The 15,561-nt window shown below is 72.2% G+C and carries 12 protein-coding genes; 5 read left to right on the forward strand and 7 right to left on the reverse strand.

The window, feature by feature from the left end; translation table 11 throughout:
• Nucleotides 1-65 precede the first annotated feature (65 nt).
• From pstC to QJ852_04355, 4 genes are read left to right on the forward strand one after another with little or no spacing between them, the layout of a single operon-like run.
• The gene (gene pstC, locus QJ852_04340; GenBank protein ID WGX97668.1) at nucleotides 66-1,034 is read left to right on the forward strand and encodes a phosphate ABC transporter permease subunit PstC; all 969 of its coding nucleotides are present in this window, start codon (nucleotides 66-68) and stop codon (nucleotides 1,032-1,034) included.
• Complete coding sequence (pstA, locus tag QJ852_04345) at nucleotides 1,031-2,086, forward strand: phosphate ABC transporter permease PstA (protein ID WGX97669.1); 1,056 nt, start codon at nucleotides 1,031-1,033, stop codon at nucleotides 2,084-2,086. Before pstC ends, pstA begins: the two co-directional genes overlap by 4 nt.
• 27 nt (nucleotides 2,087-2,113) lie before the next feature.
• On the forward strand, nucleotides 2,114-2,893 hold the full coding sequence (gene pstB, locus QJ852_04350) for a phosphate ABC transporter ATP-binding protein PstB (protein WGX97670.1): 780 nt from the start codon (nucleotides 2,114-2,116) through the stop codon (nucleotides 2,891-2,893).
• A 19-nt stretch (nucleotides 2,894-2,912) separates the two neighbouring features.
• The gene (locus tag QJ852_04355; GenBank protein ID WGX97671.1) at nucleotides 2,913-3,659 is read left to right on the forward strand and encodes a winged helix-turn-helix domain-containing protein; all 747 of its coding nucleotides are present in this window, start codon (nucleotides 2,913-2,915) and stop codon (nucleotides 3,657-3,659) included.
• 251 nt (nucleotides 3,660-3,910) lie between these two features.
• Here the strand turns inward: QJ852_04355 and QJ852_04360 are convergent, their stop codons facing one another.
• The 3 genes from QJ852_04360 to QJ852_04370 all read right to left on the reverse strand — a co-directional run bounded on the left by QJ852_04360 (nucleotide 3,911) and on the right by QJ852_04370 (nucleotide 7,885).
• The gene (locus QJ852_04360; GenBank protein ID WGX97672.1) at nucleotides 3,911-4,939 is read right to left on the reverse strand and encodes an inorganic phosphate transporter; all 1,029 of its coding nucleotides are present in this window, start codon (nucleotides 4,937-4,939) and stop codon (nucleotides 3,911-3,913) included.
• A gap of 11 nt (nucleotides 4,940-4,950) precedes the next feature.
• Complete coding sequence (locus QJ852_04365; GenBank protein ID WGX97673.1) at nucleotides 4,951-5,571, reverse strand: DUF47 family protein; 621 nt, start codon at nucleotides 5,569-5,571, stop codon at nucleotides 4,951-4,953.
• A gap of 130 nt (nucleotides 5,572-5,701) precedes the next feature.
• Nucleotides 5,702-7,885: an RNA degradosome polyphosphate kinase gene (locus QJ852_04370; protein ID WGX97674.1), complete on the reverse strand. Its 2,184-nt coding sequence runs from the start codon at nucleotides 7,883-7,885 to the stop codon at nucleotides 5,702-5,704.
• Nucleotides 7,886-7,969: 84 nt separating this feature from the next.
• Between QJ852_04370 and QJ852_04375 the strand changes: the two genes are divergently transcribed.
• Nucleotides 7,970-8,983 (forward strand): alpha/beta hydrolase, encoded by a 1,014-nt coding sequence (locus QJ852_04375; protein ID WGX99528.1) that lies wholly within the window; start codon nucleotides 7,970-7,972, stop codon nucleotides 8,981-8,983.
• 132 nt (nucleotides 8,984-9,115) lie between these two features.
• On the opposite strand, the gene QJ852_04380 is transcribed toward QJ852_04375, so the two are convergent.
• From QJ852_04380 to QJ852_04395, 4 genes are read right to left on the reverse strand one after another with little or no spacing between them, the layout of a single operon-like run.
• Complete coding sequence (locus QJ852_04380; GenBank protein ID WGX97675.1) at nucleotides 9,116-9,730, reverse strand: hypothetical protein; 615 nt, start codon at nucleotides 9,728-9,730, stop codon at nucleotides 9,116-9,118.
• A 10-nt stretch (nucleotides 9,731-9,740) separates the two neighbouring features.
• Complete coding sequence (locus QJ852_04385; GenBank protein WGX97676.1) at nucleotides 9,741-13,628, reverse strand: hypothetical protein; 3,888 nt, start codon at nucleotides 13,626-13,628, stop codon at nucleotides 9,741-9,743.
• Nucleotides 13,629-13,639: 11 nt separating this feature from the next.
• Nucleotides 13,640-14,521 carry a mycothiol synthase gene (gene mshD / locus QJ852_04390; protein ID WGX97677.1) on the reverse strand — a complete coding sequence of 294 codons (882 nt, stop codon included), beginning with the start codon at nucleotides 14,519-14,521 and terminating at the stop codon, nucleotides 13,640-13,642.
• A complete protein-coding gene (locus tag QJ852_04395; protein WGX97678.1) occupies nucleotides 14,518-15,351 on the reverse strand; it encodes a hypothetical protein in 834 nt (277 codons plus the stop codon). Before QJ852_04395 ends, mshD begins: the two co-directional genes overlap by 4 nt.
• Nucleotides 15,352-15,561 lie beyond the last annotated feature (210 nt).

The raw sequence follows: 15,561 nt of genomic DNA on the forward strand, positions 1-15,561 counted from the left end.
CCCGGCACCACCCGAGCAGCACCCCGAGCAGCACCCCGAGCAGCACCGAGCATGAGGTGACACCAGTGACAGCACCCGCCGCCGAGGCCGAGGAGGCCTCCGCGAACTGGGCAAGGGCCCGCGCCGGCGTCGGCGACCGTATCTTCGCCGGCAGCGCTCTCGCGGCCGGCCTGACCATCCTGGCCGCGCTGGCCGGCGTCTTCATCTTCCTCGCGATCAAGGGTGCGTCCGGCTTCACCAAGCCGGCGGAGGTCTACGGACCCCACGCCGAGAGCTTCCTCGGCTACGTCCTCCCGCTGCTCGTCGGGACGTTCACCGCCTCGATCATCGCGCTGATCATCGCGGTCCCGCTGTCCTTCGGCATCGCGCTGGTCATCAGCCACTACGCGCCGCGCTGGATCGCGGCACCGGTGGCATACGTGATCGACCTGCTCGCCGCCGTCCCCTCGGTCGTCTACGGCCTGTGGGGCGCGTTCTTCCTCGCCAACAAGCTCGTGCCGATGCACGTGTGGCTGCACGAGCACATCGGTCCGATCCCGATCGTCGGCAACCTGTTCGGCGAGCCGAACCCGGCCGGCCGCTCGGTGCTGACCGCCGGCATCGTGCTCGCGATCATGATCCTCCCGATCATCACCGCCATCACCCGTGAGGTCTTCTCGCGTACGCCGCGGCTGCACGAGGAGGCCGCGCTGGCCCTCGGCGCCACGCGCTGGGAGATGGTGCGGATGACCGTCTTCCCCTATGCCCGCTCCGGCATGGTCTCCGCCGTCATGCTCGGCCTCGGCCGGGCGCTCGGCGAGACGATGGCCGTCACGATGGTGCTCTCGGTCGGCTTCGACCTGTCCTGGAACATCATCGCCACGTCCAGCCCGACCTCGATCGCCGCCAATATCGCGCTCAAGTACAAGGAGCGCAGCGCCGACCTGCTCAACGTCCTCGTCGCGACGGGCCTGGTGCTCTTCCTGATGACCTTCCTGGTCAACTTCCTCGCCCGCTGGATCGTGGGCCGCAGTGAGAGGCGGATGGCGAAGTGACCACCCTCGAAGAGGTGCAGACGCGGGTCCACATCCCGCTCGTCCAGCCGCGGCTGCCGCGGCAGGCGCCCGCGATCGTCGGCGTGATCGCCGTCGCCTTCGGTGCCCTCCTGCTGGTGCTCGGTCTCGGCATCGTGGGCGCCGTCATCCTCGGCGCGGTCGCCTACCTGGTCGCGCTGCCGGTCTGGTCGCTGGTGATCGAGGGCCGCCGCGGCGCCACCGACCGGCTGATGACCGGGCTGATCTGGACGTCCTTCGGCATCGCCGTCGTCCCGCTGGTCTCGCTGATCTGGCGGGTTGTCAGCAAGGGAGCGGGCCGGATCGACGGCACCTTCCTCAGCTACTCGTTCTTCAAGACGCAGATCGACCAGCCGGTCGGCGTCTACCACGCGATCATCGGCACCCTGCTGGTCACGCTCGGCGCCGCGATCATCTCGGTCCCCGTGGGCGTGATGGCCGCGATCTACCTGATCGAGTACGGCAAGGGCAACAAGCTCGCCAAGGCGATCACCTTCCTCGTGGACGTGATGACCGGCATCCCGTCCATCGTCGCCGGCCTGTTCGCCTTCGCGCTGTTCACCCTGATCTTCGGCCCGGCCTACGTGTCCGGGTTCGGGGGATCGGTGGCGCTCTCGCTGCTGATGATCCCCATCGTGGTGCGGGCCACGGAGGAGATGCTGATGCTGGTGCCCGACGACCTGCGCGAGGCGTCGTACGCGCTCGGCACGCCGAAGTGGAAGACGATCGTGCGGATCGTGCTGCCCACCGCGCTCGGCGGCATCCTCACCGGCGTCACCCTCGCGACCTCCCGGGTCATCGGCGAGACCGCGCCGCTGCTGCTCATCGCCGGCGCCACGGACCGCACCAACATGAACCTGTTCGACGGCGCGATGACGACCCTGCCGGTCCTCATCTACGGACAGAACCTGCGGGGCGACGCCCCCGCCGAGGCGATCGCCTGGGGCGCCGCCTTCATCCTCATCGTGATCGTGATGGTGCTCAACCTCGCAGCACGCATCGTCGGCAAGATCTTCGCGCCCCGAAACAAGTGACCCGCAGGGTTTGAGAGGCAAACAGTCATGGCCAAGAGCATCGACGTCTCCGACGTCAACATCTACTACGGCGACTTCCTCGCGGTGGAGGGCGTCAACATGACGATCCGCGCCGGCGCGGTGACCGCGTTCATCGGCCCCTCGGGATGCGGCAAGTCCACCTTCCTGCGCTCGCTCAACCGGATGCACGAGGTGATCCCGGGCGCGCGGGTCGAGGGCAAGATCGTCGTCGACGGGCAGGACCTCTACGAGCCCGGCGTCGACCCGGTCGCCGTACGCCGCCAGGTCGGCATGGTCTTCCAGCGCCCCAACCCGTTCCCGACGATGTCGATCTACGACAACGTCCTCGCGGGCCTCAAGCTCAACGCCGGCAAGATGAAGAGGTCGGCGGCCGACGACATCGTCGAGAAGTCGCTGCGCGGCGCCAACCTGTGGAACGAGGTCAAGGATCGGCTCAACAAGCCGGGCATGGGCCTCTCCGGCGGCCAGCAGCAGCGCCTGTGCATCGCCCGCGCGATCGCCGTCGAGCCGCAGATCCTGCTCATGGACGAGCCCTGCTCGGCGCTCGACCCGATCTCGACGTCGGCGATCGAGGACCTGATCCACGAGCTCAAGGACGAGTTCACGATCGTGATCGTCACCCACAACATGCAGCAGGCGGCACGGGTCTCGGACGACACCGGCTTCTTCAACCTCAAGGCGACCGGCGAGCCGGGGCACCTGGTCGAGTTCAACCCGACCAAGAAGATGTTCGCGAACCCCGACGACCCCTCCACCGAGGCCTACATCTCCGGTCGCTTCGGCTGAGCCGGGCCGCCGCAGAACGATGGGCACACGGGACGGACGCCACGACGTCCGTCGCCAGTCCGTGCGCGCCTACCTCCACCGCTGGGTCGAGTCCTCGGGGGCACAGCTCCTCGTGGTCGACCCCACCGACGACGGGGGTGCGCTGGCGGAGGCGATGGCCGGGCGCGGCGTGCATGTGACCTGGGTCGGATCGACCCTCGACGGCCTCGTGGAGTTCGGGCGCACCGATCCCCACGCGGTCGTGGTGACCCCCGAGGCGCCGGGCATCCCGGCGGCGGAGTTCGTCGACGTGATCCGGCAGCACGGGGCGCCGTACGTCATCGCTGGGTCCTGCCTCGCGGCGGACGCCGGGACGGACGGCGTGGGGGCCCTCATGCTCGCCGGCGCCTCCGCGGTCGCCGTGCGGCCCTACGCGCCGCAGCACCTGTGGGAGCTGCTGACCCACGCACCGCGCTCGCTCGCCGAGCACGCCCGGCTCGAGGTGGGGCCGCTCGCGCTCGACGCGACGGCATACAGCGTGCGGGTCCACGGTGAGCGGATCGCGGACCTGCCGCTCAAGGAGTTCGAGCTGCTGCGAGCGCTGATGCTCGCCTCGCCCGGCGTGGTCACCGACGACGAGCTGCGCGACGCCCTGTGGGGCACCGACGGCAAGCGGCCGGGCGGCAACACGATCGCCATGCACGTCACCCGGCTGCGGACGCGGCTGGGCGGCGTCGCGGACGTACGCCGGATCCGGGGACGCGGCTACTCGCTCACCGTGAGCTGAACGCCCGAGCCTTCGATGGTCGACACGCTCGGCCCAGGAGGTCAGCGGCCGGCAGCGTGGCGGCTGCGCGCAGCGCATCGGGGGCGAGCATGGGCCCGGAGGGTCTGTGCGCAGCCTTCGATGGTCGACACGCTCGGCCCAGGAGGTCAGCGGCCGGCAGCGTGGCGGCCGCGCGCAGCGCATCGGGGGCGAGCATGGGCCCGGAGGGTCTGTGCGCAGCCTTCGATGGTCGACACGCTCGGCCCAGGAGGTCAGAGCAGGATGAGGCGGAGGATCTCGTAGCAGCCCCAGGCGGCGAGCGCGGCGGCGGGGAAGGTCGAGACCCAGGCCAGCAGGATGGTGCGGGCCATGCCCCAGCGGACCGCGGAGAGCCGCTTCGTCGCGCCGGCGCCCATCACCGCGGAGGTGATGGTGTGGGTCGTCGAGATCGGGGCGTGGAAGACGAAGGCCGTCGTGTAGAGCACGCCCGCGCCCACCGATTCGGCAGCGAAGCCGCGTGGCGGGTCGAGGTGGATGATCTTGCGGCCCAGCGTGCGCATGATCCGCCAGCCGCCGGCGTACGTGCCGGCGGAGATCGCGCCCGCGGCGGCCAGCACGACCCAGATGGGGAGGTGGTCGATGCTGTAGTCGCCGGGATAGGCGATCACCAGGGTCAGCAGGATGACGCCCATCGTCTTCTGGGCGTCCTGCAGGCCGTGGCCGAGCGCGAGGGCGGCGGCGGAGATGGTCTGCATGCCGCGGAAGCCGCGGTTGATCCGGTGCGGGTTGCTGCGGCGGAAGATCCACAGGATGGCGGTCATCACCGCGAAGGCGGCGCAGAAGCCGAACAGCGGCGACACGACCATCGGGATGAGCACCTTCTGCACGATGGTGTCCCACTTGACGCTGACCCCGCCGGCGATCGCCGCGCCGACCAGGCCGCCGATGAGGGCGTGCGAGGAGGACGACGGCAGCCCGAAGTACCAGGTGATCATGTTCCAGATGATCGCGCCGAGCAGGCCGGCCATCACGATGACGAGGCCGTGGTGCACCCCGACGAGCAGCGTGCCGCTCTTGTCCTCGATCGTGATCACGTCCGCGACCGTCTTGGCGACCTCCTGTCCGAGGAGCGCGCCGATGAAGTTCATCAGCGCGGCCAGCGTGAGCGCGATCCGCGGCGTGAGAGCGCGGGTCGAGACCGAGGTCGCGATCGCGTTCGCGGCGTCGTGGAAGCCGTTGGTGTAGTCGAACGCCAAGGCGATGACGACCACGGCGATGACGATCGCCAGGGTGAGGGTCATGGGAGGACCGGTCAGCCTTCCTTGACGGCGATCTGCTCGACGATGTTCGCGACCTTCTCGAACGCGTCGATGGCGCTCTCGAGCGACTCGACGATGTCCTTGAGCTTGAGCACCTCGATGGTCGGGTACTCCCCGGAGAACAGCTTGGCGAGGGTGCGCCGGTGATTGCGGTCGCCGGCGTTCTCGAGCCGGTTGATCTCGATCCAGTAGTCGTCGAGCGACTGCATCGACTGCAGGCGCGGCATCGCGGCCGCGGTCAGCTCGGCGCAGCGCTGGAGCACCTCGACCTGCTCGGAGAGCTCGGCGGGGAACGCCACCTGCACCTCGTAGAGCAGGATCAGGTCGACCGCCTCGTCCATCATGTCCATGACGTCGTCGAGACCGGAGCCGAGGTCGTAGATGTCCTCGCGATCGAAGGGCGTGACGAAGGTGCTGTTGACCTTCTTCACGATCTCGTGGGTCGTCTCGTCGGCGGCGTGCTCGGCGGCACGCATCCGCTCGGCGACGGACCCTTTGTCCGAGGACTCGGACAGCATCTCCGCGAGGAGCTCGGCGCCGCCCACGAGGTGCTGGGCCGACTGGGTGAAGAGGTCGTAGAAGGAGGTATCGACCGGACGCAGACGTAGACCCACATGGACTCCCGTTGAGGCGGAGGCGAACGCGCTCATGCTAGGGGACCACGAGTGCGTGAATGCAACTGCGGGCGCACTCCCCACCTGTGGCGCGGCGCACGCGGCCACGTTGTCGCAGGTCAGAGGCCGTTCAGCCGGCGGTACGGCGCTTGCGCTGCTGCTCGATGAGGGTCTCTTGGAGGTGGACCGTGCCGTCGTTGCGCTTCCACTCGCCATCGGAGCCGAGCTCCCACGCCTGGGTGGTCGGGGCGAAGGCGAGGTCCAGGAGGCGGCGTACCTCGTCGCGGCTGGCGTCGGGCAGCCGTACCAGGACCTCCACGCGGCGGTCGAGGTTGCGGTGCATGAGGTCGGCCGAGCCGATCCAGGTCACCGGCTCGCCGCCGCCCTCGAACGAGAAGACCCGACTGTGCTCCAGGAACCGGCCCAGGACGGAGCGGACCCGGACGTTCTCGCTCAGGCCGGGTACGCCGGGCCGCAGCGCGCAGATGCCGCGGACCAGCAGCTCGACGGGCACCCCCTCGCACGAGGCGAGGTAGAGGGCGTCGATGGTCTCCTCGTCGACGACCGAGTTGGCCTTGAACCGGATCCCGGCGGGGCGGCCGGCCCGGTGGTGGTCGATCTCGGCGCGGATCTGCTCGATGAGGCCGGCGCGGACCGAGTCGGGCGCGACGAGCAGCTGCTCGTAGGTCGCCTTGCGGGACCAGCCGGACAGGTTGTTGAACAGGTGGGCGACGTCCTCGCCGATCGCGTCGTCGGTCGTGAGGAGGCCGAGGTCCTCGTACATCCGCGAGGTCTTCGGGTTGTAGTTGCCCGTGCCGATGTGGGTGTAGCGGCGGATCCCGCCCGCCTGCTCGCCCTCGTCGCGCACCACCATCGCCAGCTTGCAGTGGGTCTTCAGGCCGACCAGGCCGTACACGACGTGGCAGCCGGCCTGCTCGAGCTTGCGGGCCCAGCGGATGTTGGCCTGCTCGTCGAAGCGGGCCTTGATCTCGACCAGCACCAGCACCTGCTTGCCGGCCTCGGCCGCGTCGATGAGGGCGTCGATGATGGGCGAGTCGCCGGAGGTGCGGTACAGCGTCTGCTTGATCGCCAGCACGTGCGGATCGGCCGCGGCCTGCTCGATGAACCGCTGCACCGACGTGGCGAACGAGTCGTAGGGGTGGTGCAGGAGTACGTCGCGGCGGCGCAGTGCCTTGAACACGTCGACCGGGGCCGCGGACTCGAAGTCGGCCAGCCGGGTGTGGGTACTCGGCACGAAGGACGGGTACTTCAGATCCTCGCGCGGGAGGTCGGCGATCGAGTGCAGGCCGCGCAGGTCGAGCGGCCCGGGCAGCCGGAACACCTCGTTCTCGCTGATGTCGAGCTCGGAGACGAGCAGCTCCAGGACCGAGGGCGCGATCGACTCCTCGACCTCGAGCCGCACGGGCGGCCCGAACTTGCGGCGCAGCAGCTCCTTCTCCAGGGCGGCGAGGAGGTTCTCGGCGTCGTCCTCCTCGACCTCGAGGTCCTCGTTGCGGGTGACCCGGAAGGTGTGCGCCTCCAGCACCTCCATCCCGGGGAACAATCGGCGGAGGTGGGCGCCGATCACGTCCTCCAGCGGTACGAAGCGGGCGTTGCCGAGCGCGACGAAGCGGTCGAAGTTCGAGGGCACCTTGACCCGCGCGAAGAGCTCCTTGCCGGTCTTGGGGTTGCGCAGCACGACCGCGAGGTTGAGCGAGAGGCCGGAGATGTAGGGGAAGGGGTGCGCCGGGTCGACGGCCAGCGGGGTCAGGACCGGGAAGATCCGGTCCTTGAAGAGCCGCTTGCACTCCTTCTGCTCGTCGCGGTCCAGGTCGGCCCACCGGACCAGGTCGATGCCCTCGGCGCTGAGTGCCGGGATGACGTCGTCGTGGAACACCCGGGCGTGGCGCTGACTGAGCTCGGCCGAACGGCGCCAGATCGCCTCGAGCACCTCCAGCGGCATCAGGCCGCTGGCCGCGCGGACGGCGAGACCGGTCGCGATCCGGCGCTTGAGACCGGCCACCCGGACCATGAAGAACTCGTCGAGGTTGCTGGTGAAGATCGCCAGGAACCGGGCCCGCTCGAGCAGCGGGAGCTCGGTGTCCTCGGCCAGTTCGAGCACGCGCTCGTTGAACCGGAGCCAGGACAGCTCCCGGTCGACGAACCTGTTGTCGACCGACTCGATCGCCTCCACCAGTGCGGGATCCGGGACGTAGCCGCACTCCTGCGCGCCGTCCCTCTCGTCGGGCACGGCGCTCAGGGTGCCGGTGTCGGCCTCCGGCAGGAGGGACGTCGGCTGCTGCTCGGTCGACATGCTCGCGAGTGTGGCACCTCCGGGTGAACGGCAGGTGACTCCTGCGGGGACGGCCGTACCCGAAGTATGTTGAATCCCGTGAGCATGCGAACCGCGATCGAGTCCCGTGCGCTGACGACGGTGATGGGACTCCCGCCCCGGGTGCAGCGGGTGCTGTCCGGCGGGCCCCTCGTCCTGGACGGTCAGACACTCGCGGACGACCTGCGCATGATGCTGACCCTGCAGCGCCTGGCCGGCAAGGGCGATCTCGCCGGCGGGGGCGTCGTCCAGGGACGCACGGCGCTGCGCGAGAACGCCGCTCTCGCCGGCGGCCGGCCGGCGATCGGCAGCGTCCGCGACCTCGCCGTGGCCGACCTGCCGGCCCGCCTCTACGAGCCGTCCACGCCGGTCGGGCGGGGGCTGCTGCTGTTCTTCCACGGCGGTGGCTTCCTCTACGGCGACCTCGCCTCCCACGACGCGCCGTGCCGGGTGCTCGCCGAGCGGTCGGGCGTACGGGTGCTGGCGGTCGAGTACCGCGTCGGTCCCGAGGCCGCCTTCCCCGCCGCCTTCGACGACGCCGAGGCGGCGCTGCGCTGGGTGCACGAGCACCACGGCGAGCTCGGCGTGGACCCGGACCGGATCGGCGTCGCCGGCGACTCCGCCGGCGGCAATCTCGCTGCCTACACCGCGATCACCGCCGCCCGTGCCGGCCTCCCGCTCGCCTTCCAGCTGCTGGTCTACCCCTGCACCGACGCCGATCGCGCCACCGACAGCCTCCGGTTGTTCGGCGAGGGGCTCTACCTCACCGCCGAGTCGATCGCGTCGTTCAACGACACCTACCTGCCCCGCCCCGAGGACCAGGCCGACGAGCGGATGAACCTGCTCGACATCGACCTGCCGCCCGGACTCGCTCCGGCGTACGTCGTGACGGCCGGCTTCGACCCGCTGCGCGACGAGGGCGAGCAGTACGCACGACGGATGGCCGACGCCGGCGCGGACGTCGAGCTGCGCCGGTACGCCGACCAGATCCACGGCTTCTTGAACATCGTCGGCGTCGGCCGGAGCAGCCGAGGTGCCGTGCGCGAGATCGCGGGCCGGCTCCGGGCTGCTCTGGGATAGCCGACCCGTCGCATCTGAACGTCTGAGAAGCGCCGACCCGGCGCGTTCAAACGCGCCGGGTCGGCGTCTGTACGACGTTCAGATGCGACGGGTCGATGAGCAGGCGACCTCGACCCGGCGACGGGTCGGGCATCAGAGGTCGGGACGATGTTCGCGCAGCTGCCGGACGAAGGCCTCGGCGTCGACCATCGAGCCGTCGATCACGAACGGGTCCAGGCCCCGGCGGGGGAAGCGCACCGCCCAGCCGGGGTCGCCGGGGCGACCGACCATCTCGACCCGCGTGGCCGGCTTGCGGATGTCGAAGCGGTGGGTGGACTCGCCCTGCTCGACGTAGACCACGCCACGCACCACGCTGACCTCGACGGGTACGACGCGCGTGCGCGCCGCGGCCCAGCCGAGGCCGACCGCGATGAGCACCATGACCACGCCGAACGGCGTACCGAGCTTGCCGTTGACCAGGGTCAGCAGCGCGACCATCGCGGCCACGATCGCCGTCGCGCCGAGCACCATCGAGAGCACCCGGGGGTCGCTGCCGTCGCCGGTCAGCCGGTCACCGGCGGCCGGCTCACCCTCGAACAGCGACAGCGACTCCCCGCCCTGCGTCTGCAGCGCACTGACCTGCGCCCGAGCGCTCTCCAGCTCGGCGGCGAGCCGGACGACCTCGTCCTGGCTCGCCGTGAGCCGACGGGCCAGGTCGTCGCGCTCCAGGCGGAGGGCGACCACCGGGTCCACGTCGGGCTGGGTCATCGGCTCCGGGTCACAGATCCTGACGCCACTGGCGCAGCGCCTCCAGGAAGATGGGTGCGTCGACCATCCGGGCGTCGATCACGACCGGCGACATGCTGCGCCGCAGGATGAGGACCCGCCACGACTTCGAGCCCGGCGTACCGGTCTGCTCGATCTTGGTGTTCGGGCTGGTCAGGTCGAAGGTGCTGTTGGTGTCGCCCTGGGTGACCTTGAGGACGCCGGTCTCGTCGATGGCGACGCTGCGCGAGGAGTTGCTGGCCTTGAGCGCGTAGCCGAGCAGGATCGCGGCCACCACGGTCAGGGTCGCGCTGAAGGCGATGTCGTCGGCGAGGGTGCCCTTGATCGCCATCCGGCCGACCATCGCGGCCAGGCCGATCGCGCCCAGGATCGCCAGCGGGGCGAGACTGTCGCTGCCGCGCTTGGCGTGGAAGGGCACCCGCTTCACCGTCGGGCCTGGCGCGGCGACCGCGGCGGCCACAGGGGCGGGCTCAGGCTCGCGCTGGGGCTCGGGCTGGGGCTCGGGCTCGGGGTGGAGTGCCTCGGGCTCCGGCTCCGGTTCCTCGACCACGGGCTCGTCGACGACCGGCTGCACCAGCGTCGCAGGCTCGGCCTCCGGCCCAGGCTCGGGCTCGGGCTCAGGCTCAGGCTCGGGCTCCGGCTCGGGTTCAGGCTCCGGCTCGGGCTCCGGCTCGTCGTCGATCAGCTCCGCGGCGAGGGCGTCGTCGTCCTCCGCCGCGACGTCGAGCGTCTCGAGGTCGTCGAGGAACTCCTCGGTCTCGTCGGTCTCGGCGGGCGTGCTCGCCGTCGCCCGCCACTGCTCCAGCAACGAGGGGGTCCGTCCGGCGGGTGCGTCGAGCGCGTCCTCGGCCGCGGACTCGCCGGTCTCGGTCGTGACGGCGAGGTCGACCTCGGGCTCCGCCACGGGGGCAGGGGCGGCCTCGGCGGCGAGACGGGCGCGGATCTGGGCCATCTGGGCGGCGAGATCGCCGACCGGTGGGACGTCCGACGCCGGCTCGGCCTCGACCAGGGCCTCGACGTCCAGCGGCGCGGGCTCGAGAGCGGCGACCGGCTCCGGCTCGGGCTCGGGCTCCGGCTCGGGCTCCGGCTCGGGCTCCGGCTCGGGCTCCGGCTCGGGCTCCGGCTCGGGCTCCGGCTGATCGTCGACAGGTACGGAGATGGCGACGGACTCCTCGGGGAGGGACTCCTCGGGGAGGGACTCCTCGGGGAGGGACTCCTCGGGGATGGACTCCTCGGGGAGGGACTCCTCGGGGAGGGACTCCTCGGGGATGGACTCCTCGGGGACGGACTCCTCGGGGAGGGACTCCTCGGGGAGGGACTCCTCGGGGATGGACTCCTCGGGGACGGACTCCTCGGCGACGGACCTCTCGGGGACGGACCTCTCGGCGACGGGGGCGGCGACGGGGACGTCGGTACTCAGCTGGGCCTGGATCTGGGCCACCTGCTGAGCGAGGGCGGCGGCGTCGGCAAGAGCGCGCTCGCGTTCGCGGGCGAGCTCGGCGGCGCGGGCCTCGGCCTCCTCGCGGGCCCGGGCGTGCTCGAGTGCGCGCTCCTCGGCCTGGACCAGGTCCGAGCGCAGGCCCTGGACCGCACTGGCGTGCGCCTCGGCGGCGAGCTCGAGCTGCTGGCGGGCGTCCTCCTCGGCGAGGCGGCGGGCCTCGGAGGCGTCCACGGCGCGGCGTTCGGCGGCCTCGGCGGTCTCGAGCGCGAGGCGCGCCATCTCGGCCTGCTCCAGGGCGGCCTGCTCCGCGGCGCCGCGGGCCTGGTGGGCCTCCTGGGCGAGGCGGGCGTGGTCGGCGGCGGCCTGTTCGGCCGCGGCCCGCTCCTCGACGGCCTGGCGGGCCAGCGCGCCGTGCTCCTGGGCGCTGGCGGCGGCCTGCTCGGCCAGCAGCCGGGCCCGCTCCTCGGCGGCCTCGGCGGCGCGGTGCGCGTCCTGGGCCAGGGCGGCCTGCTGGCGGGCGGCCTCTTCGGCCAGGGCCCGAGCCTGGGCGATCTCCGCGGAACTGCGCTCGGCGGCCTCCCGCTCCTCGAGCATCCGACGGGCGAACTCGGCGTGCTCGGCCGCACTCACGGCGGCCGCCTCGGCCATGACGCGGGCCCGCTCCTCCGCGGCGGCGCGCTCTTCGTGGGCCAGGCGAGCGGCGGCGGCGTACGACTCGGCGGCCGATTCGGCCTCCTGCCGGGCCGCGGCGGCGCTGCTCACCAGCTCGGCCTGCTCCTGCGCGCGGGTCTCTGCGGCCTCCCGGGCGGCGTGCGCGGCCGCGGCACGCTCGGCCTGCTCGACGGCGTGCCGCTCGGCCTCCTCGCGCCGCGCGGACTCGGCGTCGGCGAGCTCGGCCCGCTCCCGGGCGGCCCGCTCCGCGGCCTCGCGGGCGGCGGCCTCGGTGCGGGCGAGCTCCTCGGCCTCGGCCCGCGCCCGATGAGCCAGGGCAGCGGTCTCGGCCTGCTCCTGAGCCAGGCGGTCGGCCTCGGCGCGGGCTTCGTTGGCGAGCTGGGCCGCCTCCTCGGCGGCGAGTCGCTCGGCGGCCTGCTCGGCGGCGGCCAACTCGGCGTCGCGGCGCAGCCGGGCGGCGAGCGCGGCGACGACCTCCGCGTTGTCCGGTACGCCGGCGGCGTCGTCCGCCACCGTGCCGTCGGTCTCGGTCGGCGTGACCAGCTCGGCCTCGATCTCGGCGCGGGCGTGCGCCAGGACCTCCTCCGGACGGCGCGGCGTCTCGGTGCCCTCGGTGATGTTCGGGATCGGCTCCTCGAGCAGCGGGGGCTCGATGACCTCCGGCCGGGGCCGGGCCTGAGGCTTCGGCGCCGCGCTCGCACCGGGGCGTCGGCGGAGTCGGGCCAGGCCCTTGGGCTGGGGTACCGGTGTCGGCTCGGCGAAGCCGGCGTCGACGGCGGCCGCGATCACCCGCTGACCGGCCTCCTCGTCGCTCACCCGTCGAGCGGGCGGCGCCTGCTCGACCGGCTGCTCGACCGGCTGCTCGCCCTCGGCCGCGGCCTCGATCTCCGCCTCCGTCGGGGCCGGGGCGTCGAAGGCGTCGGCCGTACCAGCGCCCTCGTCGTGCCAGACCTCCGCGGTGAGCGGGTCGACCTCCGGGACCGGGGCGATCACCCCGAGCGAGTCGCCGAAGGGTCGTTGCGTGGCGCGGGCGATGATGGCCGACCAGTCGCCGGCGTCGGGCGCGTCCGGCCCCGGCTCCGCCGCGCCGTCTCCTGCCGCCTCGGCTCCCGCCGCGGCGTCCACCTCGGCCGCGGTCCCGGCAGTCGGCTCGCCGGCCGCGTCCGGGTCGTCCAGGTCGTTCGCGTCGTCCAGATCGTTCGCTTCGTCCACGGCGCCGGCGGGCTCCGAGCGCATCCGCTCCAGCCGGTCGGTCAGCGTGCCCCGCAGCGTCGGGTCGTCGGTGGTCGCGGCCGAGCCGGCCTCGAACTCCCGTGGGTCGATCTCCGTCAACGGCCGGCCCAGGGATCGGTCGATGACGCTGGCCCAGTCGGTGCTCGTCGGGGCCGTGAGGGCGTCGGCAGCCGAGTCCCCGGCCGACTCGTCGCCGTCGTCCGCGTCATCGTCTGCGTCACCATTGTCTGCGTCACCGTCCGCGTCCTCGGCCGCACGAAGCGTCCCGGTGCGACTGCCGACGCGTGCCACGATGTCGTCGACGGGCTCGTCGACCGCGACCACGGGACTCTCGTCGGCCTCCTCCTCAGGCGGCACCGAGGTGTTGCTGCGGCGCAGCAGCTCCTGGATGTCGTCGGCGTCGAGCTCGCCGACGACCGGCCCGTCGTCGGTACGCCGCCGCAGGAGTCCCCTCCGTCCCCGGCCGCGTCCGGGACGCGCCTCAGCGAGCCGGGAGTCCTCGGGACCCGGCTCGCCGTCGGTGACAGAGCTCATGGTGGGTAAATCTACTCAGCGGTCGCCGAGTTACGGGCGAGTTCCGGGCGCTGGTACTGCACGTGGGTGTCGGCCGCCGCATGGTGGAAGCCGAGATCCTCGTAGAGCCGTCGCGCGGGGGAGTTGTCCGACTCGACATACAGCAGCACCTCGGCCACGCCGCGCGCCTCGAGATGGTGCAGCCCGGCCACGGTGAGCACCCGGCCCAGTCCCCGGCCCTGGGCGGCGGGGGAGACGCCGACGACGTACACCTCGCCCAGCGAGGAGTCGTGCTGCTTGGTCCAGTGGAAGCCGAGCAGCACGCCGTCGTCGTCGACGGCGAGGAGCAGGCCGGCGGGGTCGAACCACGGTTCGGCCATCCGCTCGGCCAGGCCGCCGGCGTCCAGTGCGCCCTGCTCGGGATGATGCGCGAAGGCGGCGGCGTTGACCGCGAGCAGCGCGGCGCCGTCACCGTCGCCGTAGCCGCGGATCCGGACGCCGGCGGGCGGCTCCACCGCCGGCAGCGGTACGGCGGCGGGCCGGCGCATCACCCACAGCTCGCGGGTCCGGGCGAACCCCCAGCGGGCGGCGAGCGCCCCCGCGGCCGGGTGGTCGCCGTGCGACCAGGCACTCAGCGCCCCCGGCTCCGCGACGGCCAGGGCGCCGAGGGCGGCGCCCAGCCCCCCGCCGCGGGCCGACGGCGCGACGACGAGGTCGAGCTCGGTGCCGCGGCGCAGGGCGAACCCGTCGCCGCTCACCCAGGCCCCGATGCCGTCGAGCCCGTGATGCTTGAGTCGGAGGGTCACCGCCTCGTCGACCGGGTCGGTCCCGTCGATCTCGCGGCTGGCGTCGCGGACCCGGCCGATCGCATCGAGGGCGGGCGCGTCCGTCAGCAGGGAGAGCTCCGAGGTCACCCTTCCGACCGTAGCGGGCGCGCCGAGTCGGGTTGACGCAGGTGTGCCTGGGTGCGGGTCCACTCCTGGATCCGGGCGGTGAGCGCGCGGCCGACCAGGTCGTGCGCCTCGGGGGAGAAGTGGAAGCCGTCGGGGACCGCGTCGTCACGGACCGGGTACGCCGCCGAGACGATCTCGTTGGTGGGGAACACCTGCACCTCGCTGTCGCCCCGCGCCTTGACGGCCACCGCGAGGAGCCGGTTGAGGAGGTCGACCCGGTGGGGCATCCCCGGGAAGAGCTGCACGCCGTAGGTCCCCGGCAGCGGCGTCTCCATGAGGATCACGAGGGGACTCTGGATCTCCCGGACCCGGGTGGTGGCGCGCATGATGTCGGCGACCGCGTTGCGGACCCGGCGCTCGCCGTACCGAGGCGGGAGCCGTCGGTCCAGCGCCGTCTGGGCACGCACCAGGGAGCGCCACAGCGGCCGCAGCACCTTGGTCCGGTACGCCGTCGAGAGGCGTCGCGGCAGCCAGGTGAAGGCATTGGCATGGCGCTCGAGCCAGTTCGGCCAGATCAGGTGCAGGGTCTCGTAGTGGCCGACCATGTAGATGACGACATCGGGCGAGAAGCCGACGACGTCTCGTTCCCAGGTGCGCACGACGGTCGACGTCGGCATCCCGCCGACCGTGACGGAGCGGACCTCGGTCGGCTGTCCCGACGCGAGCAGCTCGCGCTCGATGACGCGCGGGAACCCCAGGTCACTGCGCGGCCCGCTCATCGGGCTGGTCCAGCCGGCCGTCGATGCGCCCCGGATGAAGATCCGGGTCGGGAGCCATCCGGTCTCGTTCACGGCACGAACCCTAGGGGATGGCGCGAGCGCGTCGCTCGTTCCTCGCGCCGCGCTGCCGCGCACGCGGTTGGCTTGGTCAGGTGGGCCCGTTCGTGTGGCGGCCACACATCGGCACGACGCGAAGCGCCGCCCTCGTCGGCTCCGGTCGCTCCTTCGTCGCTCCCTACGCCTTCTCGTGCGGCGTTCACGCCGTGGCCTCGACGGTGTGGG

It is taken from the genome of Nocardioides sp. L-11A (assembly GCA_029961745.1).
GTDB lineage: Bacteria > Actinomycetota > Actinomycetes > Propionibacteriales > Nocardioidaceae > Nocardioides.

What these genes read in the sequence shown, in the direction of transcription:
- pstB (WGX97670.1), top strand. Translation starts at nt 2,114, where the DNA reads ATGGCCAAGAGCATCGACGTCTCCGACGTCAACATCTACTACGGCGAC.
- QJ852_04355 (WGX97671.1), top strand. Translation starts at nt 2,913, where the DNA reads ATGGGCACACGGGACGGACGCCACGACGTCCGTCGCCAGTCCGTGCGC.
- QJ852_04360 (WGX97672.1), bottom strand. Translation starts at nt 4,939, where the DNA reads ATGACCCTCACCCTGGCGATCGTCATCGCCGTGGTCGTCATCGCCTTG.
- QJ852_04370 (WGX97674.1), bottom strand. Translation starts at nt 7,885, where the DNA reads ATGTCGACCGAGCAGCAGCCGACGTCCCTCCTGCCGGAGGCCGACACC.
- QJ852_04375 (WGX99528.1), top strand. Translation starts at nt 7,970, where the DNA reads ATGCGAACCGCGATCGAGTCCCGTGCGCTGACGACGGTGATGGGACTC.
- QJ852_04380 (WGX97675.1), bottom strand. Translation starts at nt 9,730, where the DNA reads ATGACCCAGCCCGACGTGGACCCGGTGGTCGCCCTCCGCCTGGAGCGC.
- QJ852_04385 (WGX97676.1), bottom strand. Translation starts at nt 13,628, where the DNA reads ATGAGCTCTGTCACCGACGGCGAGCCGGGTCCCGAGGACTCCCGGCTC.